The organism is Bacillus cereus group sp. MYBK227-1 (genome assembly GCF_051916325.1).
GTDB classification, from domain to species: Bacteria; Bacillota; Bacilli; order Bacillales; family Bacillaceae_G; genus Bacillus_A; species Bacillus_A cereus.
On sequence record NZ_JBQAGK010000002.1, the window covers coordinates 447,960 to 468,427 of the forward strand.

The following is a 20,468-nucleotide window of genomic DNA, read 5'->3' on the forward strand; positions in this document are numbered from 1 at the left end:
ACGACTTTTTTACTTATATTACTGTAATATAGTGGAATTTGAAAGTGAGGAGGGATTATTATCCATTACCAACCTATTAAACTAAATGACGAGTTATCTAAAATTAACGATTATTGGTATCCACAAGTGATTGGTGAAATGAATGACGATCAAATTCAGCTTTTTAAAGCTAATGGAGATTTTATATGGCATGAGCATCCTAATACAGATAAGCTATTTATTGTGCTTGAAGGGGAGATGTTCATCGATTTTCGTGATGGACAGGTGAAAATTTCTAAAGGCGAGATGTTTATTGTCCCGAGAGGCGTTGAGCATAAACCTTTCACTGAAAAGGAATCCCATATCATGTTGGTAGAGCCTAAAAGGGAAATGGATTGATAATTGTAAAAAGATAAAAAAGGAGCGGAAATCCGTTCCTTTTTTATTTATCTTACTATTTTTAGGAGCTTAGTATGAGTAAGATGTGAATAAAGGATGAATAGCATTTTTATCAATAAAAATTTATTGGGTTTTTTGTGGAATATATATGAAACGTTGTATAAAATAATCAAGAAAGCCAAAAATTATAGGGGGAAAGTTGTGAAGAAAAATAAGAGTTTAATAAGTTTTTTAGGAGTGTTTCTTATGTTGTTTTCTTTTTGTTTTCAAGGAAATGTACAGGCAGATGTAAATACTGTTCAATCTGGAAAAATCAAATCAGGAAACGTAACAGTATGGGAAGTTGGAAATGTAGCGAAAGTGTTAGCTGATGTAGAGCGCTTAAATTTAAATACAGTAAATGTACCGATTCAAGTAGATATCCCAAATGTGACTTCTACGAACATGGTAATTAATCAAGCGCAAAAGCAACAAGCTATTATTTTAATTCAAGAATTATTAAAGCGTAATATTCAAGTTATAGTGGAACCGTTCCCGTATATTCAGCAGGGGAATGTTGGAGAGACAGAATGGAACCCAAGTAACATTAATGATTTCTTCTGGAATTGGAAGACGGTTATTCTGCAAGATATTTTTAATTCCATTACAAGTAAATACAATGTGTATGGACTAAAGATTGCTTCTAATTTCGTGAATATGGAGTATGCAGAAGGATACTGGAGCGATACAATTGATTTTGTTCGTAATCAGTATAAAGGAAATGTTTTGTATCAAATGAACTGGTGGTTAACAGCAAGCTGGGACCCTTCTTATGAAGCGAAGTTTAAAGAGAAAATCAATCGCCCGTATTTAAAAAAGGTGGATATTGTTAGCATAGACAGTTGGTTTGAAGTTTCAGGAAAAAGAAATCCAACATATGAAGAAGTGAAGCAAAGTTTATTTGCGACAACAGTATATAATCGTGGGCAAAATGTTGTTCAGCAATTGGAACAATTACATAATGCAACAGGAAAGCCAGTTTACTTCGGTGGATTTAACGTTCCAGCACGTGAACTTGGATTACAAAATCCATGGAATCCAGATGTTTCAAATGTGTTTTCGAAGGATGTGCAATTAAATGGATGGCGTGCTTACCGCGATGTATTAGAACCGAAACCATATTTTAAAGGTTTTTCAATTTGGTTTATTGGCTCTAATGATAGTACACATGCGTATCAAATACATAGTAAAGAAGCAGAGGCAGTTATTAACGGGTGGTACAGAAAATAAATTTTATAAAATAGGTAAGTTTTAAAGTTTACTACATATATTTCTAGTGAAAGGCCTTTCACCATCTTATCACCTAGGGGGCAATCATAATGAAATTTTTGTCTTACCTTACAGTAATTTTGGTGATTCTTGGCGGTTTGAATTGGTTATTTGTAGCGTTAGATTACAATGTAGTTGAGAAATGGTTTGGTTCTATGCCGGCGCTTGTGGACACTATTTATTGGCTCATTGGTCTCTCTGCTATTTATCAAATTTTTGATCGGTTCTTTACGAACGATTAGCTATTATTCTTTCATTATTAGAGTGTTAAGTACGATTATGTACTTAACACTTTTTTATATGTCCATAAAAAAGTCTGCACTTGCAAGCGATTCCATCGCGTCTTGCGCCTTAATAATAGAAAACAAATTGACCGCATATTATATTTTAGGTTATAATTCAGAAAGTTTAAAAAATAATCCGATGAGAAATAGGGAGGTTATGAGGGTAATGGAGAGAGTCTATAATTTTTCAGCAGGACCATCAATACTCCCTTTGCCAGTTTTAGAGAAAGTGCAAAAGGAGCTATTAAATTATAACGGGACAGGCATGTCTATTATGGAAATGAGTCATCGATCTTCTTATTTTCAAAGTATTATAGAGGAAGCGAGTAACTTACTTCGTGAATTAATGAGCATCCCTGATGAGTATGAAGTTTTATTTTTACAAGGCGGTGCGTCATTACAATTCTCTATGATACCGTTGAACTTAATGAATACGTATAAAAAAGCTGGATACGTACTAACTGGCTCATGGTCTAAAAAGGCATTGCAAGAAGCCGAAAAAGTTGGGGAAGTACAAGTGATTGCTTCTTCCGAGCAAGAGAAGTTTACTACGATTCCTAAACTGGACGGTTTATTAAGTGATGAAAAACTAGATTATGTACATATTACAACGAATAATACAATTGAGGGGACAAAATATGTGGACATTCCACATGTAGAAAAAGTGCCGCTCGTTGCGGATATGTCCTCAAATATTTTATCAGAGCGATATGATGTTTCGAAGTTTGGTCTTATATATGCGGGGGCGCAAAAGAATTTAGGACCTGCGGGCTTAACGATTGCTATTATAAAAAGAGATTTAATTGGGGGAGCAGATGGCTCTTGTCCGACAATGTTAAATTATGAAACTTACAGTAAAAATAACTCCTTATATAATACACCGCCGTCCTTTAGTATTTACGTAACGAAACTTGTACTAGAGTGGTTGAAAGAGCAAGGCGGAGTATCTGCGATTGAAGAACAAAATAGAATGAAATCTTCACTTCTTTATAATTTCTTAGATGAATCAAAATTGTTTACTTCACCAGTTGATCCTACGTATCGATCACTTATGAACATTCCGTTTACAACACCGTCAGAAGAGCTGAACAATGAGTTTTTACAAAAAGCGAAAGAACGAGGACTTGTTACGTTAAAAGGGCATCGATCAGTCGGTGGTATGCGCGCTAGTATTTACAATGCGATGCCAGTACAAGGCGTACAGCAATTAGTAAATTATATGAAGGAATTTGAGCTTGAGAATAGATAGGGAGATGGGGATATGTTTCGTGTTCAAACGTTAAATCAAATTGCAGAAAAAGGTTTGCAAGTTTTTACTGAAGAACGTTATGAAGTAGGAGATAGAATCAATCATCCAGATGGAATTTTGCTTCGTAGCTACTCTTTACATCAAGAAGAGTTTTCAAAAGACTTAAAGGCGATTGCAAGAGCTGGCGCTGGTGTAAATAATATTCCTGTCGAGCGATGTACAGAAAAAGGAATTGTAGTATTTAACACGCCGGGGGCAAATGCAAACGCTGTAAAGGAACTCATTATTGCCAGTCTTATTATGTCTTCACGTAACATTATTAATGGTGTAAGTTGGACGAAAAACTTAGAGGGTGAAGAAGTACCACAGCTTGTTGAATCAGGAAAAAAACAATTTGTTGGATCAGAAATTGCAGGGAAACGTCTAGGTGTTATCGGACTTGGCGCAATCGGTGCTTTAGTTGCGAACGATGCGTTAGCGTTAGGGATGGATGTTATCGGATATGACCCTTACATTTCAGTTGAAACAGCTTGGCGTCTTTCTACACATGTGCAAAGAGCATTTAGCCTTGATGAAATTTTTGCAACATGTGATTATATTACATTGCATATTCCTCTTACGAATCAAACGAAGGGGATTATTGGGGAACACGCTGTAGAGAAGATGAAAAGAGGGATGCGTCTATTTAATTTCTCTAGAGGAGAACTTGTAGATGAAAAGGTTCTTCAAAAAGCATTAGAAGAAGATATTATTACACATTACGTAACGGACTTCCCGAATGAAAATGTAATAAAGATGAAAAATGTAACAGCGACGCCTCACCTTGGTGCATCTACGTCTGAATCAGAAGAAAATTGTGCAGTAATGGCAGCACGTCAATTACGTGAATATTTAGAGACAGGAAATATACGTAATTCAGTCAACTATCCAAATGTTGAGCTGCCGTATATCGGAAAGAAACGCATTACAATTATGCATCAAAACGTCCCGAATATGGTAGGGCAAATTACAGGATGCTTAGCGGAACATCATATTAATATTGCCGATATGATTAATCGTAGTAAACATTCTTGGGCATACACAATGATTGATATCGATAACGGAATTGATGATATAATAAAAGAGAATATTGTAGAAAATATAAGCAAAATTACAGGTGTTGTAGCCGTTCGAATGATTGTGTAAAGGAGAGAGGAATGTGGCAAAAATACGACCGTTTCGGGCCATTCGTCCAGTAGAGGAAAAAGCGGCACAAGTGGCAGCTTTACCGTATGACGTATTAAATAGTGAAGAGGCAAGGGAAGTTGTAAAAGGGAATCCATATTCTTTCTTGCATGTTGATAAAGCAGAAATTGATTTAGATCCTGAACTGTCACCGTATGATGATCGCGTGTATGAAAAAGCGGGAGACAATTTAAAGCAATTTATACGAGAAGAAGTGTTCATACAAGATGAAGAGCCAGCGCTATATATTTATGAACTGACGATGCAAGGAAGAACGCAGTCAGGCCTTGTCGTTTGTACATCTATTGATGAGTATGAAGATGATACAATTAAAAAACATGAAAGAACACGTCATGAAAAAGAGCTAGATCGTATTCGCCACGTAGATGTGTGTGACGCAAATACAGGTCCGATTTTTTTAACGTACCGTACAAAAGATGAAGTAAAGCATTTAATTAGAAGCTGGAAAGAAGAACATGCGCCAATTTATACATTTACAGCAGAAGACGGTGTTAAGCATGTTGCGTGGAAGATTGCAGATGAAGATGTAATTACGACTTTAGTAAACGCATTTGAAGATATTCCTAATCTTTATATTGCAGATGGGCATCACCGTTCTGCATCAGCTGCAAAAGTAGGACTTATGCGAAGAGAACAATATCCAAATTACACAGGAGAAGAGGAATTTAATTTCTTCTTATCGGTTCTATTCCCTCATGATGAATTATCGATTTGGGACTATAACCGAGTTGTGAAAGATTTAAATGGCTTATCAGAGGAACAGTTTTTAAATCAAATTACGCAGTACTTTTATGTAGAAGGAGCACCTGTTTCTCCGTATAAACCAAATGAGCCCAAATCATTTGGTATGTATGTAAATGAGAAGTGGTATAAGCTCACAGTGAAAGAGGAAACGTTTGATGCGAATGATCTTGTTAGAGGTTTAGATGTATCTATTCTGCAAGACCATTTATTAAGCCAAGTGCTTGAAATACATGATCCGCGTTCTGATTCACGCATTGATTTTGTTGGCGGAATACGGGGGCTAGAAGAACTAGAACGACTTGTGAACAGCGGCGAATACAAAGCAGCATTCGCATTATATCCGACATCTATGGAAGATTTATTAGCAATCGCAGATGCCGGTGAAGTCATGCCGCCAAAATCAACGTGGTTTGAACCGAAACTGCGTAGTGGGTTGTTTGTTCATTCTTTAAAATAAATAGACTTCTTTAGTTAGAAAAACCGAAATGATTTTTAGTTTCGGTTTTTCTTATTTTGGCTCAGTAAACGTTTAATGTTGATTTTAATGTTAAGATTGAAATATGTAACAACAGGTCGCTACAAAAAAATGGAGGAAATACGATGAAAATGCAGCTGCAAAAAAGTTTTTATGTTGAATTGAAAAATGCAATTCGTTGTCATTATAACGAACTTTTAACAAGATGCGGTGTTGACACAATATACGGGTACTCCATATTAACAGACGATTGTGTCAATAGCATTGGACCAGTGGCAAATAAAGAAAGACTAATCAAAGTTAATAAATCGGACCCTATATACAATTATTATAGATACGGAGCTGTTGAGTGGAGCGAATGGAACGATTTTGGAACGTTTGATGAAGTGAACAAAATTATTAAGAAATATCATAATATCGTCGAAGATGACTTTAACATACGAGTACATACACTGTTGAAAGAAACGTTAAATGTGTTAATGGAACTTGAATCAGAAGGGGTGTTTGGAGATAGAGATGATAATCGATTTATTGTCATTTGTGTAACTGATTCCTCGAACGAAATCATGATTGAATCAGCTCGATTGCTTAATACATTAAAGACATACGAAGAATATGCTTCAGAATTTGCATAAGAATGAACATAAGTAAAACTGCGCTCTATAAGAGGCGATTTTCATTTAATAGAAAGTCACCAATTAATAGTAACCATTCGTTGTGACGTAAGCATTGAACAATTAGAACCTGATGAAAAAACGTCCAAAGATAATTACGATGTTTATATGTATGAATCAACTTGGAAAAGAAGTAATGCAGGGGAGCTTTTCAGGCATTATTCTTTGATTGGTAGGAAAAGTAATGAATAAGTGGGCCCCCGATGCCTCCCAGGCTTAGCGTTTTAATTCCCTCCATAACGTATACTCTGTTCTTTTCTTAACTATTAGAAAATAGTTGAATAAGCTCGTCAACAAAAAGGACATTCCTAGTATTACAAGAAATGTCCTTTCCACTAAATTATAGGATATTTTACTAAAATTCAAACTCTAAAATTAGTTTACTAGTTTGACCTGTAAACTGATAATTATAGGATCCTCTCAGGTTTTCTAAGTTACCGGTAGCTTTAATAATTGTTCCTGGGGAATCTAAATTTCCTTTATCAAATATTCCTTGCTCTATAGCTGTAAATGTCCCTTGTTGCCCCTTATAAATCCCTTCAAAGTGTAAAAATCCAGAAATTTTAGCCGTAGCCAAGTGACCATCATTTATATTTGAGTCTAAATAATATAATAAGTATTCAACAAAAGCCTTTCCTTTTAATTCCCCATCAATATCATATTCGACATGAGCAATATTAATAGGGAAATCTTTTTTATTATCATCAATTGGTTTTTCATCCCACTTACTTACTGTAAATGTTACTTCCATACACGTAAATCCCCCTTTATCATTAGATAAGTAATCTCCATATCATTTAAAAAGTACCAATTCACTGTCATATCTCATAGGAGTGTTTTTATTTATTTGAGTCCTGTCATATTGCTATCAAGCTCATCAAAATAAAATACACCCTAAAATGAAAAAAAATTATAAAACTTATGGCTAAACTTATTTAAAGTTTTCCTTTATTCCACACCACTCTCCAAAATAGAGAAAGATCCATTCTCACAATCAATTTCTGCCATTGCACCGTAAGGTAAAATAAACTTCGGTTCAGTATGGCCAAAATTTAAATTATAAAGAATCGGCAAATCTTCTAAGTTATGTTCCTTCATAACCTGCAATATTTCCTGTTTATATTCTTCATAGTATTGTTCATCTTTCGGTTTACCAAAAATGATTCCTTTTGCTTTTTGCAGAATACCTTGTGCTGCATAATTTCGTAACCAATATTTTATATAACTTGGTTCTGGATGATCTTCAGAAGTTTCAAAGAAGAGAATACTATTCTCCCAATGTTTTTTCTCAGGCCAAAGTTCCGTTCCTTTTGCAAATTCCAATACTTCAATACAACCACCAATTAAGCGCCCCTGTACAGTGGTAGAGCCTTGAAGTACCTCATATCCATTGTTTTGCTGCATCGTACGTCTTGTATCCTTATTTATTTCAATCCATTCTAAATGCTCACTTGTCCATTCATGAGCTGGTTGAATCTCGCCAATCGTTTCATTTGAAAAGAGGGTACGATTTACCATTTCAATTGTGTATGGATCCATTTCTACATTTTCGGCAAAATCGGTCAGAATTGCTGGACCGTATAAAGAGGAAAGCCCTGCTTTATGACAAAATAAATGTGTAATAGTAACGTCAGAGTACCCCATAAAAATTTTCGGGTTTTCGCGTATCACATTAAAATCTATATAGGGAAGTAACCGGATGCTATCTTCACCGCCAATATTCGCGATAATTGCTTTCACGCGTGTATCTTTAAATGCTGTCATTATATCTTCCGCACGAGCCTCTGGATTGTTATAAAGGTATTCGCTACCTTTTAAGCTATTTGGCATTGGGATAACCGTAAGACTAAAAACTTCTTCTAATCTTTTTACTCCTTGCTCATATCGCCATCTTATTTCAGCATCACCTGCTCCTCCCCACGAAGGACTTACTGTCGCTACGATATCTCCTGGCTGTAATCTCTTTGGTTTTATTAACATATGAATCCCGCTCCTACATAATGTAATGAACTACGGCTATACAAACCGTAGAGTTGAAGAACATTGTACATGACATTAGTTTCTCCGCCTTCAATAAGTTCACCTGCTGTAATTTGAGAATTTAGTATTAGTGCTGAATATAGGAATAATCTACAAATATTTTTTGCTAAAATTTATATTTGAAAATCACAGTATGCATCATTGCATGAGGAAAACGGTTGTTATTTTTATAACCTGTAACTATAATGATTACAGGTTGGTCGATACCAATCAAAAAAATAAAATCATCATGAATGGAGATGTTACATATGGGTATGAAAAAAATAATTTTAGCAGGTGCTTTAGGGATCGCAGCATTATCAGGAACAAATGTACCAGGATTAGAACTAACAAAAGCGAGTGCAGCTTCTATTGAATCGAATTTCTCGACGTTAGAAGGACGAGTAGTAGAAGTAGATAACGGTGTGATTGTTGTAAAATCTAAGCAATATGAGGAACCTGTTAGTGTGTATATTGATTCACTTTCAAACGTGAAAGTAGGAGATGAAGTAAAAGCTACTGGATCTATGATGCGTAATTTTACAGAATATATGGTTGCAACTGCAGTTGAAAATACAACAAACAAGTTAGGTATGCACATGAAAGAAGATGGCTCACCTAATTATGTAATTGGAGAAGTATCAAAAGTAGGAACGATGGAAGATGAGGGAGACGGTGCTACTAAATATGTTGTAGTTGAGTATCCATCGTTAAATGGGAAGAAAGATATTATTGATGTTTTCTTAACAAAGGGACAAGTATTTAATGTGGGTGAGAAAGTGAAAATTGATATGAAGTATGTAGGGTGGGGCGGAAGTTCTATTAACTGGAACACAGTTGACCATATTGAAAAAGTTCATGAAGCAAAGACGAACGTTGAAAATAATGATGATGTATGGATTTGGTCTTAATAAGGCGAGTATAAGTCGTTATTTGCAATTTTCTCCAAACAATACATGTAAAAACTAAATGTATCATGCAGTACCCATCTAATTATCATTGTGTATGACAATTAGATGGGTACTTTTTTATTTGAAATTTGTGCAAGTCAATGTTCAGCATTTCTTTTTAAGAGTAAATTACGGGTGAAATCAAAACTTTATTTGCAGTACATAATAAATAATGTTGATTTTTTATCTTATATTAAAATAAAAACAAACCACTGTTCGATTTGAATATTCCACGATATAATAGTGAGAGTTTATGGCAGAATAAATATTTACATAAGAAGTGAGGTACTGTATGAAAAAAAGAACGACAGACATTATTTTTATTATTATCGGTGCATTTCTTTTTGCGTTAGGTGTCAATTTATTTGTTATTCCGAACGAGTTTGGTGAGGGCGGGGTAACAGGTATCACGATTATTACGTACTATTTATTTGAGTGGTCACCAGGTTTAGTTAACTTAATTTTAAATGCGATTTTGTTAATAGTCGGTTATAAATTTTTAAATAAGATTACAACGATTTATACGATTATCGCTGTAGTGACTAACTCGCTATTTCTTCATTTAACAGAAGGCTGGACGATTGCTTCTGATGAAATGCTCGTAAATGCCATTTTCGGTGGAATATTTATCGGGTGTGGTATTGGTCTTATCATTCGCGTTGGTGGAACAACTGCAGGTACTACGATTTTAGCAAGAATGACGCATAAGTATTTAGGCTGGAGTATTAGCTATGGTCTACTGTTCTTCGATTTAATCGTTGCGTTTTCATCTTATTTCATCATTGGTGCAGAAAAACTGATGCTGACAATTATTATGCTATATGTAGGAACGAAAGTAATGGAATTTGTAATTGAAGGTTTAAATCCGAAAAAGGCCATTACAATTATTTCTGATAAACCAGATGAAATTGCCGGGAAGGTGACTACTTTAATGGGCAGAGGGGTTACTGTATATTCAGGGCATGGCTATTACACGAAAACTCCGAAGGAAATTCTTTATGTTGTTATTAATAAGCAAGAAGTAGTGAAGCTAAAGCGGATTGTTCAAACTACAGATCCGGCTGCCTTCATCGCTATACACGATGTTCGTGATGTGTTCGGAGAAGGATTTGTTGATATTTCGAAGGCTTAAAAATTGTTTTTGATTAAAATAATCTTAATACTAAAACGTGAGAATCTATTTTGAATAATCTTTTTTCAAAATAGATTCTTTTTCTTTTTCTTGCAAAAAATCCAATTGTTTCTTAATGTAGTGATGTAGAAGGATGAACGAGAGAGGGTTTAATGAAGATGATACATATTTTATTAGCTGATGACGATAAACATATAAGAGAGTTATTGCATTATCATTTACAAAAAGAGGGGTTTAAAGTTTTTGAGGCAGAAGATGGAAAGGTAGCGCAAGAAGTATTAGAGAAGGAAAATATTCATCTTGCGATTGTAGACATTATGATGCCGTTTGTTGATGGTTATACGTTATGTGAAGAAATACGGAAGTATCATGATATTCCTGTTATTTTATTAACGGCGAAAGACCAGTTAGTGGATAAAGAAAAAGGATTCATTTCTGGCACAGACGATTATATCGTAAAACCATTTGAACCAGCTGAAGTGATTTTCCGTATGAAAGCATTGCTGCGCCGTTATCAAATGCTGAGTGCAGACATTATTACACTCCACGGAACGACAATTGATCGTAAAGGTGTTGAGGTGAAGTGTAACGGACAGACGATTCTACTTCCGTTAAAGGAATTTGAATTATTATCACAATTAGCTAGTTATCCTGGGAGAACATTTTCAAGAGAAGAGCTAATTGAATTAGTATGGGGAATGGATTTTGAAGGAGATGAACGAACAGTTGATGTTCATGTGAAAAGGCTCCGAGATCGTTTCTCAAAACGAACGGATGATTTTCAAATTACAACGGTGCGCGGCCTCGGGTATAAGTTGGAGTTGAAATAAGATGAAATCACTATATTCTAGATTTGTATTTATGACGGTCGGCATTATGCTACTTAGTAGTATTATCGGCTTTTTATTAACGAACGTATATTATCAAGTGAAGTTAAAACCGTATAATAGTGAAAAGATTTTAAAGTATGCGGAAGAAGTTAAATCGTTATATGAAAAGCAAAGTGAAGAAAATCAAGAGACGTATTTGCATTCTATTGCAAAGTTAGGGTATGAAATTTATATTGTCGATGATCAAAAGAATGGAAAGCGTATCGGTAATGCGTTTCGTAAGACGTCTATTAGCGATGCTACTGTTCATAAAGTATTGCAAGGAGAAACGTTTAATGGTGTTTCTACGTATCCAACGCGTCTTTTTATTACAGGATTTTTCGATAATGAATTAATAAATAGTGTTGGTGTACCGGTAAAGCACGGTGATAAACAGTACGCGTTATTTATTCGCCCCGACATTCAGAACCAATTTGGCGAAATGCGAATTTTCTTAGCGGTATTACTTGGGTTTATCGTACTATTAAGCATTATCTTTATAGCGATTGCAGCAGGTTATATCGTTCGCCCAATCCGTAAATTTACGAAGGCTACGCAAAAAATTGCAAGTGGGGAATATAAAATTGAATTAGACGTAAAACGAAAAGATGAAATAGGAACGTTATCTACAAGCTTCCAAAAGATGACGAAAAGTATTAAAGAACTAGATGAAATGAGACAAGAATTCGTTTCGAACGTTTCACATGAATTTCAATCACCACTTTCTTCCATACAAGGTTTTTCAAAAACGTTGCAAACAGAAAAGATGAGTGAGGAAGAAAGAAATCATTACTTACAAATTATTGAAGGTGAAAGTAAGCGAATGTCTAGTTTATGTAAACAGTTGCTTACGCTCGCTTCATTAGATAAGGAGGAAAAGGTTTTACAAATAAAAGACTTTTCCTTACAAAAACAAATTAAAGACGTCATTTTTATGCTTGAATGGAAATGGCGGGAAAAAGATATCGCCGTTGAATTTGATGTGCCGGACATTACAATTCAAGGTGATGAAAACTTACTTCATCAAGTATGGAGTAACATTTTCACGAATAGCATTAAGTTTTCAAACGATGGTGGAACGATTGAGTTTTTCGTGGAAGAGTTAGAGTCTAGCGTTATAATTTCTATATCAGACAACGGAATCGGTATGGAAAAAGAAGAAATGGATCGTATTTTTGATCGTTTTTATAAGGTGGATACAGCGAGAGCAAGAAACGTAGAAGGTAGCGGTTTAGGGTTATCAATCGTGCAGAAGATTGTTGAACTGCATAAAGGGACCGTTTCGGTATATAGCAAGAAAGGGGAAGGGACGACTGTTCGGGTTGAACTTCCTAAATAGATGAAAGAGGCTGTTTGGGAACAGCCTCTTCTTTTTTTGTCGCTAGTATACGTGTAAAATGAAAAAATATGAGTCATTTTAATTGCATAATCGGATGAGTTTATGGAGTGGGATTAGGAGGAAGTTTATTTAAAAATGTAGAATCTCTACAGAGTTAGAGGAAGTGTATTAAAACTTGAACTGTGTAGGGAGGAAATTACTTTGAAACGAATTGACTTGTTATTAAATAAACTAGATTCAACATTCGATAAAGAGAGTTGGTATGCACCGTTTAAACATGCTATAGAAGGACTTACAGCTGAACAGGCTATGTGGAAACCAGCTGGAGAGACAACGAATACCATTTGGGAGAATGTTAATCATCTCACTTATTACAAAGAAAGACTTGCTGCAAACTTGGAAGGACGTGAATGGACACATAATCTTGACGGTAATGACACCTTTTATCTGACTAAGCAATCTAATAATGATACGGAATGGAAGGAAGTCGTTGAACGCTCTGAAAATGCTCAGCGTAATTTAAGACAGGTATTAAGTGCAATTTCTGAAAGAGAGCTTGAACAAAATTCACTTGAAGGTAAATTACTGGACATCATGCTTCATGATGCTTATCATACAGGCCAAATTATTCAATTAAGGAAAATGCAGGGGGCATGGCCATCAAAGCGTTAACTGCCGTTTTAGGTTGGTGCTTTTGTTGAATAAAATTTAGATATTCAAACGACTTTATTATTATATTTTTAACCCCGTCCCAAATTTAGAACGGGGTTATGTTTGCTGGCTATAAAGCAGCACCTTTCCCGCGCTCCTCCCTAAACTGCACTCCAAAAGTATCCGCTGTAATCTCATCAGCTTTTGGCAATGCTCGTAATTTCGGATGAAGTAGCCATACGAGAGAAATAAATAAAATACCGATGCTAGCGAGCGCGAAAATGAGTTGGCTACTAAATACATTTGCAGTGTATCCGCCAATTAAAGAACCGATCGGCATAGCAATTGTGCTCATACTTCGCATGACTGAATTGATGCGGCCAATATATTGATTTGGAATTACAATTTGGCTAATTGTCGCAAATAATATGTTGGTTGCACCAATTGGAATCCAAGCTAGGCCGAATAAGAGAATAGATAGCCATTGAAACGGTACGATTGTAGAGAGAAACCAAAAGGTAGCGCCAGTCGCAAAGCCAATAATAGAGACACGGCCAACATTACGTTTACCAACCCATGAACTGAATAATGCACCGATGAGACTACCTGCTGATATAGCAGCTAAGAAGAAGCCATATGATTTCACGCCCCCTAAAGAATCAGCGAAAGAAGGGAGTATGGCCATCGTCATACCAATTGAGAAATTAGCGACAACGGAACCGATTAAGAATACGCCCATTAAGGAACGGAAGACGATTGAAAAACCTTCTTTTAAATCAGAGAAATATTGTTTAGTTGAAAGTGTTGTACCTGTTTCGGTTTGCTTTGGTATTTTCAATGAAAAGAACAAAAGGGCAGTAATCGCGAATGTGAAAGAGTCAATTACATATAAAGTGATCGCGCCAAATAGTGCTACTAATATTCCAGAAAGCGTCGTACAAATTAAGTCAATGCCTTGATACGCAAATGAAAAGAGTGAATTTCCTTTTAATAATTGTGTTTTATGCAGTAGAAGTGGTAAAGCTTTTGATTGTGCGGGATAGGCGAATTGTTCAATAAAGGCTACGATTGGCATGATGATGAGTAGTAGGTGGACTGTTAATAGGTCGAAGTAGTGTGTAATAGGAATGATTAAAATAAGAATGCATTGCAAAACTTGTGTGATGACGAGGGTGTGTTTAATGGACCATCTATCAACGAATGGACCAGTAAGAAATTGAAGTGCAGAAGGTAATAATGTAAGAAAACCAGCTAATCCAGAATAAAAAGGATTACCACTTAATTTGTATACGAGCCACATCGCGGCTACATAATACAAACTATCTCCTATGTTTGTAAAAATTCTCCCTAAAAATAATAAGAGGAAATTCCGGTTTTTTAATATGTCCACTTTATCTACTCCTTTATAATAAATTTATTCGGTAAAATAAATTTGACCGTTTATGTAAAAAAAATCGTATTACGATTTTTCTTCTTTTTTAATAAATTGCTGCATTGTTCTCTCAGCGATTTGAAGTGCAGTAGTAGAAATATAATAAGGTTTACTATTCGGATCTTTATCTGCACCTTTTGTGATTTCGTTTAATTCAGCCATTAATTCATAAAACTTTTTTACCCACACTTGAAATTGTTCTGGCGTAGCATCAAACTCCCAGCAAGATGAAACGTAATTCCAATCAGCAGGATCTTCGCTTTCTTTTCGTAATGTAAAAGCTTCTTCTGGTGCAGCGAGAATTTGGCTTTTCGTTCTTTCTATCATTTGTAAAAAGATTTGGCGACCTGATTTACTTAATATTTCTAAATGAGGTAATAGATCTGCAGCAGGGGTGAAGCCTTTCGCGACAGATTGATAAAACTTTTGAATAATCCCATTCTTTTCTTCTGTATAAACGATCTCTATAAGACCATTCTTTTCTAATTCTTTTAAATGATAATGAATTTTCGCCCTTGAAATGCCGAATTTCTCAGATAGTAATTGTCCAGTATAAGGACGTTCGCATAGACGTATCATCATTTCGGCACGTAGTGGATCGCTTAATGCTTTTAGTTGGCTATAAGTAGTTAGTGTTAATACGGGCTTCAAAATGATCAACTCCTTAAATTAAATTACTCGGTCAATATTATTTGACTGAATTGTATCAAGGATCTCAAATATTTTCAATACTTTCTGAAAATTTAATCTTAATCTCTGTAATCTTCTGTTCATATTCCGTTCATATTTCTTTTTTATGATAAGTGCATAGAAAGAAAGAGGAAGGAGCGAGCGAAATGTTTTTAGCTCTGCGTGAATTAAAACAATCAAAATTAAGATACGGATTAATCGGATTGATTATGGTGTTATTATCATTTTTAGTCCTTGTTATTTCAGGATTAGCAAATGGATTATCATATGATAATGCTTCATCGATTCAAAATATGGAGGCAAATAAGTTCGTTTTAGCAGATGATGCGGAAAATAAATTACTTCGTTCACAAATTAAGAAAGACGATGTAGATAACGTAGTAAGTCAAGTAGGCGAGAAAGAGGCAGTTCCGTTTCGTGTGAAAGTTTCAACATATGAAAAGAAAGATAGCTCGAAAAAGGTTGATATCGCTATTTTCTCAAGCGAACGAGATTCATTTTTAGAACCGAACATTGTAAAAGGGGAGAAATTAGGTACAGCAAACAACGAGATGGTTGCTGATGAATCGATTAAAGAGAAGGGAATCGATATTGGAGATACAATTATCGATCCTGTTTCAAAGAAAGAATTTACAATCGTCGGATTTACGAAAGATCAAATGTTTAGCCATACACCAGTCGTTTATGTAAATGAAGACGTATGGGGATCTATTTCACAACCAAACCAAAAAGATTATAGTGCAATTGCACTTAACACAGATAAAGAAATTAAAAATGCTCACGTTATCGATAAAAAAGAAGTACTGCAAAGTATTCCAGGATTTAAAGAAGAGCAAGGAACTTTAACGATGATCATTGCGTTCTTACTTGTGATCGCTGCGTTATTAATCGGTGTATTCTTCTATGTTATTACACTACAAAAAACACAGCAATTAGGTGTATTAAAAGCAATTGGTACGAAGAACTCGTATTTAGCAAATAGTTTAGTCGTACAGGCGTTATTCTTATCAGTCGTTGCGATGGTAATTAGTATCGTTCTTGTACAAGGATTAGAACAAATTTTACCAGCGGGTATGCCGTTCTTATTAACAACACCGATGATTGCACAATACGCAGCAATCTTTATCGTAATTAGTATTTTAGGAACACTTATTTCGTTATACCAAGTATTAAAAGTTGATGCATTAGAAGCAATTGGAGGCGGGATGTAATGACTTCATTATTGAAATTAGACAAAGTAAGTAAAGTGTACGGAGAAGGGAATACGGAAGTAACAGCCCTTCATCCGATGTCGCTTGATGTGAAAGCTGGAGAGTTTATCGGAATCGTCGGTCCTTCTGGATCAGGGAAAAGTACATTATTATCAATCGCGGGTGCACTATTATCACCGTCAAAAGGGGATATTTACATTCGTGAGCAAAATATTACGAAGCTATCAGAAAAGGAAATGACAGACATTCGTTTGAAAAAAATCGGCTTCATTTTCCAGTTCGCAAATCTTGTTCCATATTTAAATGTGAAAGAACAATTACTTTACATTGCTAAGTTAAAAAAAGAAAGTAAACAAGAATCAGAAAAGCGTGCGGATCATTTATTAGCGGCATTTGGATTAGGAGAAAGAAAAAATCATTATCCAAATCAACTATCTGGTGGGGAAAAACAAAGGGTAGCAATTGCTCGTGCGTTCATGAACAACCCAGATTTAATATTAGCGGATGAGCCAACGGCAAGCTTAGACTCAAAACGCGCACGTGAAGTTGTTGAAATGATGAAACGTGAAGTGAAAGAGAGCCAAAAAGCAGCAATTATGATTACACATGATGAAAGAATGCTTGATGTATGTGATCGTATATTGACGCTTCGAGATGGACAGTTAATATAAAAAAAGGAAAACCGTACATGTATGTGCGGTTTTCCTTTTTTTAATGGATTTATTTAGAGAATAACGTTTTAATTTTATTACGAGTAAGTAATAAAATCCCGCCTAATACAGATAGCATTCCTAGAGCCATATTGTTTGATTGCTCGCTACCAGCGTTAGGAAGTTCTTTAGCGTTATTGTTTTTAGTACCATTATCTGCTTGCGTTTGTTTGGACTGTGATACTTCATTAATCTTGTTATCAACATTTTGCTTCGTTGTATGTAACTCAGCTAATTTGTCGTCAATTTTTTTCTCAGTATGCTTAAAGTCGTTGATTTTAATATCTAAGTCTTGTTTTTTCTTTGTTAAATCGTCTGAAACAGTTTGTTTCGATTGTTTAATTTCGTTAATTTTATTTAGTAAATCTTCTCTAGCCTTTTGTAATTCAGCTAGTTTGTTTTTTACATCTTGTTTAGCTAGTTCTAAGTTAGCGGAAAGACTGTCTAAATTGCCTTTAATTTTCTTAAGTTCCTCTAACGTGTTACCAGTATTCGGCTTGTTTTCTTTTAGTTCAGCGAGTTTGTCTTCAGCAGTTTGTTTCGCTTTCTTTAACTCAGCTAATTTTTCATCTACTTGTTTTTTAACTTCCTTAAGTTCATTAACCTTTTGATCAATGTTCTCTTTATGTTGCTTCATTTCATTCACTTTTTCATCGACAGTTTGTTTATGTTCTTTAATCTCATTCACTTTGTTATCGATATTTTGTTTATGCTCTTTTACTTCAGCAACTTTATCTTCTACTTGTTTTTTATGCTCTTTAATTTCAGCGATTTTATCTTCGGCGATTTGTTTGTCTTGCTGAAGTTTTGCATCTAACTCTTGTTTATGTTGTTTAATCTCGTTAATTTTTTCATCAGCAACTTGTTTACGTTCATGTAGTTCATTCACCTTCGTATCAACATTTTCCTTAACTTTGTTAAGTTCATTTAATGTTTGATCCACGTTTTCTTTGTGTTGCTGTAATTTCGCATCTAACTCTTGTTTATGTTGCTTAATTTCAGCTAATCGATCTCCCGTACTTTGCTGAGGAGTAGCATCATTTACTTCCGCCTGAGCAGAGTTCGCGCCAGCAATCATTGCTAAAGCTAGTGTAGACGCAGCAATTGTTTGTTTTGTTTTCATATTTTTGTACCTCTTTTCTTTCATATGCATGAGCTGTTTTGTGTAAAATTGAGCATATAGAAGTAGATTATCTTATTATTATATACTATGTTAGGCGCTTAGAGGAAGGATTTGCATAATAATCTATGATTATGTAATTTTTATAATCTCTTATTTGGGGTAGGGGATAAACCTTTAGCTAGATGAACAATTTCTTCTATAGTAAAGCTTACATCTTTATTATTGCGAATAACAAACAAATAATCAGCTTCGTTTTCTACAGGATCTACCACATCATCGTGAAGTGATTCAGTTTGTTGTCGATCAAGTACTTCTTTGAAACTAGAATATCCACCTCTAAAAATATTCGTACTTCGCGTGCTTCGAGCCACTCTTTCGTAAAGTACATCATCTGGAATGTCAAAATGAACTAATATGCGTACATATTCATTCTATGGAAATAATTCGTTTAGTAAATAGAATCTTCCGTTTTTACTGCGATTGGAATTACAAATAATAAGGTGTAAATTTGAATGTTCTTTCGCATAATCAACAATGAATTTTGAAAGACCGTGCTTAAATGTATTAGCACCTTCAGCCGGCTGTAATTTTTCATAATGCGTGTTAATAAATTCAGCTTGATTATCTTGATCCATAACGAAAGAGTGGGGTAACTCTTTTTCTAATGCTCTTGCAAATGTAGTTTTTCCACTGTGTGTTTTTCCAACTGTAATGATGACTAATCTTTTCATGACGCCCTCCATTTGTATTGTTATGAACTGGAATATTCGGTGTAGATCGAAGTCTTCCTGCTAGAGATTACAAAAATTGTTGGAGCGTAGCAGGCTGAAAACTTGACAAAAAAACTTATTTATGCTATAATTTACCAATGTAAAAATAAGGTGTATAATAGGGTTCTCCTGGCCAGGGGAACCCTATTTTTGTTGTGAAAATGAAGGAGAGTGTATGTGCGTGAAACAAGGTGAAGCAAGTGTAACGTCGTTAGTATCAGCTTTCAGCAGGGCATATCATAGTGAATTTGATAATCCGAAAATCTTTGATGATTATGTAGCTAAAGAGTTCATTTCGCCAAAAGAACGAATTAATCTTGAAACGAATATGGTTCAAGGAATACATTTCTTCAATACAGACATTGCAGAGCAGTTTCAAGACAATCCAAAAGAAATATTAAAATGGATTACGCAAGTTCAGTTATCACCAACACCTTTAGCACGTGCGGCATATTGTGAAAGAGTATTACTACATGAAATTACATTAGGAGCGAAACAATACGTCATACTCGGTGCAGGCTTAGATACGTTCAGTTTTAGACACCGAGAATTAGAAAATAAAATAGAAATATTTGAAGTGGATCATCCTTCTACGCAGGCGTTTAAGAAGGAAAGAATAAAAGAAGTAGAACTTGAAGTTCCAAATAACCTTCATTTTGTTTCAATGGATTTTACGAAAGGATTTTCCTATGAACAGTTACGCAATGAAGGATTTGAACATAAAAAGACTTTCTTTAGCCTTTTAGGTGTTACGTACTATTTAACGAAAGAGGAACTTGCTAGTTTAATAGAGTGCTTGTTTGAGATAGTTCCAGTAGGGAGTTCTATCGTTTTCGATTATCCCGATGAAAACTTATTTACGGAAAAAGGGTTGTCTAACCGAGTTGAAAATATGGTAAAAATGGCAGTGGTAGGCGGAGAACCGATGAAGTCATGTTATTCTTATCGCGAAATGGAAGTATTGTTAGAGAATTCAGGTTTACTCATTTATGAGCACTTATCACCAGAGGATATAAATACATTATATTTTGCCGGAAGAAATGATTATTTGAAAGCTTTCGAGACGGTACATTATGTGTATGCGGTGAAGAGGTAGGAAATTAACAGGCATGGAGAGGAATCTCTGTGTCTTTCTTTATAAAAAAGGAAATGAGATGTAGTGGTGGGAAATATATTTATATAATATGTATGAATTGATTTTTTGTAGAAACTAAA

Annotated in this window: 20 protein-coding genes and 1 pseudogene; 15 read left to right on the forward strand and 6 right to left on the reverse strand. The window is 35.0% G+C overall.

The window, feature by feature from the left end; translation table 11 throughout:
• The first annotated feature begins 138 nt into the window (after positions 1 to 138).
• From ACTFRM_RS09420 to ACTFRM_RS09450, 7 genes are all read left to right on the forward strand, one after another.
• Entirely contained in the window at positions 139 to 378 is a 240-nt protein-coding gene (locus ACTFRM_RS09420) for a cupin domain-containing protein (protein ID WP_000997182.1), read from the forward strand.
• A gap of 201 nt (positions 379 to 579) precedes the next feature.
• Positions 580 to 1,647 (forward strand): glycoside hydrolase family 113, encoded by a 1,068-nt coding sequence (locus tag ACTFRM_RS09425; RefSeq protein WP_000739788.1) that lies wholly within the window; start codon positions 580 to 582, stop codon positions 1,645 to 1,647.
• Positions 1,648 to 1,736: 89 nt separating this feature from the next.
• Complete coding sequence (locus tag ACTFRM_RS09430) at positions 1,737 to 1,928, forward strand: DUF378 domain-containing protein (RefSeq protein WP_000670804.1); 192 nt, start codon at positions 1,737 to 1,739, stop codon at positions 1,926 to 1,928.
• 208 nt (positions 1,929 to 2,136) lie between these two features.
• Complete coding sequence (gene serC / locus ACTFRM_RS09435; protein WP_341076845.1) at positions 2,137 to 3,219, forward strand: 3-phosphoserine/phosphohydroxythreonine transaminase; 1,083 nt, start codon at positions 2,137 to 2,139, stop codon at positions 3,217 to 3,219.
• Positions 3,220 to 3,231: 12 nt separating this feature from the next.
• On the forward strand, positions 3,232 to 4,404 hold the full coding sequence (locus ACTFRM_RS09440) for a 3-phosphoglycerate dehydrogenase family protein (protein WP_000490228.1): 1,173 nt from the start codon (positions 3,232 to 3,234) through the stop codon (positions 4,402 to 4,404).
• 13 nt (positions 4,405 to 4,417) lie between these two features.
• On the forward strand, positions 4,418 to 5,665 hold the full coding sequence (locus ACTFRM_RS09445; protein ID WP_001063074.1) for a DUF1015 domain-containing protein: 1,248 nt from the start codon (positions 4,418 to 4,420) through the stop codon (positions 5,663 to 5,665).
• Between the two features lie 143 nt (positions 5,666 to 5,808).
• The gene (locus ACTFRM_RS09450; protein WP_440043254.1) at positions 5,809 to 6,318 is read left to right on the forward strand and encodes a DUF4303 domain-containing protein; all 510 of its coding nucleotides are present in this window, start codon (positions 5,809 to 5,811) and stop codon (positions 6,316 to 6,318) included.
• Positions 6,319 to 6,712: 394 nt separating this feature from the next.
• Here the strand turns inward: ACTFRM_RS09450 and ACTFRM_RS09455 are convergent, their stop codons facing one another.
• Both ACTFRM_RS09455 and ACTFRM_RS09460 read right to left on the reverse strand, forming a co-directional pair.
• Positions 6,713 to 7,108 carry a DUF3224 domain-containing protein gene (locus ACTFRM_RS09455; RefSeq protein ID WP_000454089.1) on the reverse strand — a complete coding sequence of 132 codons (396 nt, stop codon included), beginning with the start codon at positions 7,106 to 7,108 and terminating at the stop codon, positions 6,713 to 6,715.
• 197 nt (positions 7,109 to 7,305) lie between these two features.
• Entirely contained in the window at positions 7,306 to 8,337 is a 1,032-nt protein-coding gene (locus tag ACTFRM_RS09460; RefSeq protein ID WP_000905874.1) for a S66 family peptidase, read from the reverse strand.
• Positions 8,338 to 8,645: 308 nt separating this feature from the next.
• Between ACTFRM_RS09460 and ACTFRM_RS09465 the strand changes: the two genes are divergently transcribed.
• The 5 genes from ACTFRM_RS09465 to ACTFRM_RS09485 all read left to right on the forward strand — a co-directional run bounded on the left by ACTFRM_RS09465 (position 8,646) and on the right by ACTFRM_RS09485 (position 13,338).
• Positions 8,646 to 9,287, forward strand: coding sequence for a F0F1 ATP synthase subunit alpha (locus tag ACTFRM_RS09465; protein ID WP_000525486.1), 642 nt, complete (start codon positions 8,646 to 8,648; stop codon positions 9,285 to 9,287).
• Between the two features lie 331 nt (positions 9,288 to 9,618).
• Positions 9,619 to 10,458, forward strand: coding sequence for a YitT family protein (locus ACTFRM_RS09470; RefSeq protein ID WP_000747497.1), 840 nt, complete (start codon positions 9,619 to 9,621; stop codon positions 10,456 to 10,458).
• Positions 10,459 to 10,610: 152 nt separating this feature from the next.
• Entirely contained in the window at positions 10,611 to 11,288 is a 678-nt protein-coding gene (locus tag ACTFRM_RS09475; RefSeq protein WP_000781966.1) for a response regulator transcription factor, read from the forward strand.
• A gap of 1 nt (position 11,289) precedes the next feature.
• A complete protein-coding gene (locus tag ACTFRM_RS09480) occupies positions 11,290 to 12,666 on the forward strand; it encodes a sensor histidine kinase (protein ID WP_000839518.1) in 1,377 nt (458 codons plus the stop codon).
• A gap of 201 nt (positions 12,667 to 12,867) precedes the next feature.
• Positions 12,868 to 13,338, forward strand: coding sequence for a DinB family protein (locus tag ACTFRM_RS09485; protein ID WP_000820996.1), 471 nt, complete (start codon positions 12,868 to 12,870; stop codon positions 13,336 to 13,338).
• Between the two features lie 109 nt (positions 13,339 to 13,447).
• Here the strand turns inward: ACTFRM_RS09485 and ACTFRM_RS09490 are convergent, their stop codons facing one another.
• Both ACTFRM_RS09490 and ACTFRM_RS09495 read right to left on the reverse strand, forming a co-directional pair.
• Complete coding sequence (locus tag ACTFRM_RS09490; protein WP_033695804.1) at positions 13,448 to 14,707, reverse strand: MFS transporter; 1,260 nt, start codon at positions 14,705 to 14,707, stop codon at positions 13,448 to 13,450.
• Between the two features lie 69 nt (positions 14,708 to 14,776).
• On the reverse strand, positions 14,777 to 15,400 hold the full coding sequence (locus ACTFRM_RS09495; RefSeq protein ID WP_000805786.1) for an ArsR/SmtB family transcription factor: 624 nt from the start codon (positions 15,398 to 15,400) through the stop codon (positions 14,777 to 14,779).
• A 185-nt stretch (positions 15,401 to 15,585) separates the two neighbouring features.
• Here ACTFRM_RS09495 and ACTFRM_RS09500 point away from each other — a divergent pair, with 185 nt between their 5' ends.
• Positions 15,586 to 16,650, forward strand: a complete 1,065-nt coding sequence (locus tag ACTFRM_RS09500) for an ABC transporter permease (protein WP_000477773.1) — start codon at positions 15,586 to 15,588, stop codon at positions 16,648 to 16,650.
• A complete protein-coding gene (locus ACTFRM_RS09505; protein WP_000202606.1) occupies positions 16,650 to 17,321 on the forward strand; it encodes an ABC transporter ATP-binding protein in 672 nt (223 codons plus the stop codon). Before ACTFRM_RS09500 ends, ACTFRM_RS09505 begins: the two co-directional genes overlap by 1 nt.
• Before the next feature lie 49 nt (positions 17,322 to 17,370).
• On the opposite strand, the gene ACTFRM_RS09510 is transcribed toward ACTFRM_RS09505, so the two are convergent.
• Complete coding sequence (locus ACTFRM_RS09510) at positions 17,371 to 18,483, reverse strand: LPXTG cell wall anchor domain-containing protein (protein WP_025686849.1); 1,113 nt, start codon at positions 18,481 to 18,483, stop codon at positions 17,371 to 17,373.
• A 140-nt stretch (positions 18,484 to 18,623) separates the two neighbouring features.
• Positions 18,624 to 19,214, reverse strand: a pseudogene (locus tag ACTFRM_RS09515) (AAA family ATPase).
• A 214-nt stretch (positions 19,215 to 19,428) separates the two neighbouring features.
• Between ACTFRM_RS09515 and ACTFRM_RS09520 the strand changes: the two are divergent.
• Positions 19,429 to 20,349, forward strand: coding sequence for a class I SAM-dependent methyltransferase (locus ACTFRM_RS09520; RefSeq protein WP_088322352.1), 921 nt, complete (start codon positions 19,429 to 19,431; stop codon positions 20,347 to 20,349).
• The last annotated feature ends 119 nt before the right edge of the window (positions 20,350 to 20,468 follow it).

What these genes read in the sequence shown, in the direction of transcription:
- ACTFRM_RS09500 (WP_000477773.1), top strand. Translation starts at nt 15,586, where the DNA reads ATGTTTTTAGCTCTGCGTGAATTAAAACAATCAAAATTAAGATACGGA.
- ACTFRM_RS09465 (WP_000525486.1), top strand. Translation starts at nt 8,646, where the DNA reads ATGGGTATGAAAAAAATAATTTTAGCAGGTGCTTTAGGGATCGCAGCA.
- ACTFRM_RS09450 (WP_440043254.1), top strand. Translation starts at nt 5,809, where the DNA reads ATGAAAATGCAGCTGCAAAAAAGTTTTTATGTTGAATTGAAAAATGCA.
- serC (WP_341076845.1), top strand. Translation starts at nt 2,137, where the DNA reads ATGGAGAGAGTCTATAATTTTTCAGCAGGACCATCAATACTCCCTTTG.
- ACTFRM_RS09520 (WP_088322352.1), top strand. Translation starts at nt 19,429, where the DNA reads ATGTGCGTGAAACAAGGTGAAGCAAGTGTAACGTCGTTAGTATCAGCT.
- ACTFRM_RS09455 (WP_000454089.1), bottom strand. Translation starts at nt 7,108, where the DNA reads ATGGAAGTAACATTTACAGTAAGTAAGTGGGATGAAAAACCAATTGAT.
- ACTFRM_RS09480 (WP_000839518.1), top strand. Translation starts at nt 11,290, where the DNA reads ATGAAATCACTATATTCTAGATTTGTATTTATGACGGTCGGCATTATG.
- ACTFRM_RS09510 (WP_025686849.1), bottom strand. Translation starts at nt 18,483, where the DNA reads ATGAAAACAAAACAAACAATTGCTGCGTCTACACTAGCTTTAGCAATG.
- ACTFRM_RS09420 (WP_000997182.1), top strand. Translation starts at nt 139, where the DNA reads ATGAATGACGATCAAATTCAGCTTTTTAAAGCTAATGGAGATTTTATA.
- ACTFRM_RS09475 (WP_000781966.1), top strand. Translation starts at nt 10,611, where the DNA reads ATGAAGATGATACATATTTTATTAGCTGATGACGATAAACATATAAGA.
- ACTFRM_RS09440 (WP_000490228.1), top strand. Translation starts at nt 3,232, where the DNA reads ATGTTTCGTGTTCAAACGTTAAATCAAATTGCAGAAAAAGGTTTGCAA.
- ACTFRM_RS09505 (WP_000202606.1), top strand. Translation starts at nt 16,650, where the DNA reads ATGACTTCATTATTGAAATTAGACAAAGTAAGTAAAGTGTACGGAGAA.
- ACTFRM_RS09430 (WP_000670804.1), top strand. Translation starts at nt 1,737, where the DNA reads ATGAAATTTTTGTCTTACCTTACAGTAATTTTGGTGATTCTTGGCGGT.
- ACTFRM_RS09470 (WP_000747497.1), top strand. Translation starts at nt 9,619, where the DNA reads ATGAAAAAAAGAACGACAGACATTATTTTTATTATTATCGGTGCATTT.
- ACTFRM_RS09460 (WP_000905874.1), bottom strand. Translation starts at nt 8,337, where the DNA reads ATGTTAATAAAACCAAAGAGATTACAGCCAGGAGATATCGTAGCGACA.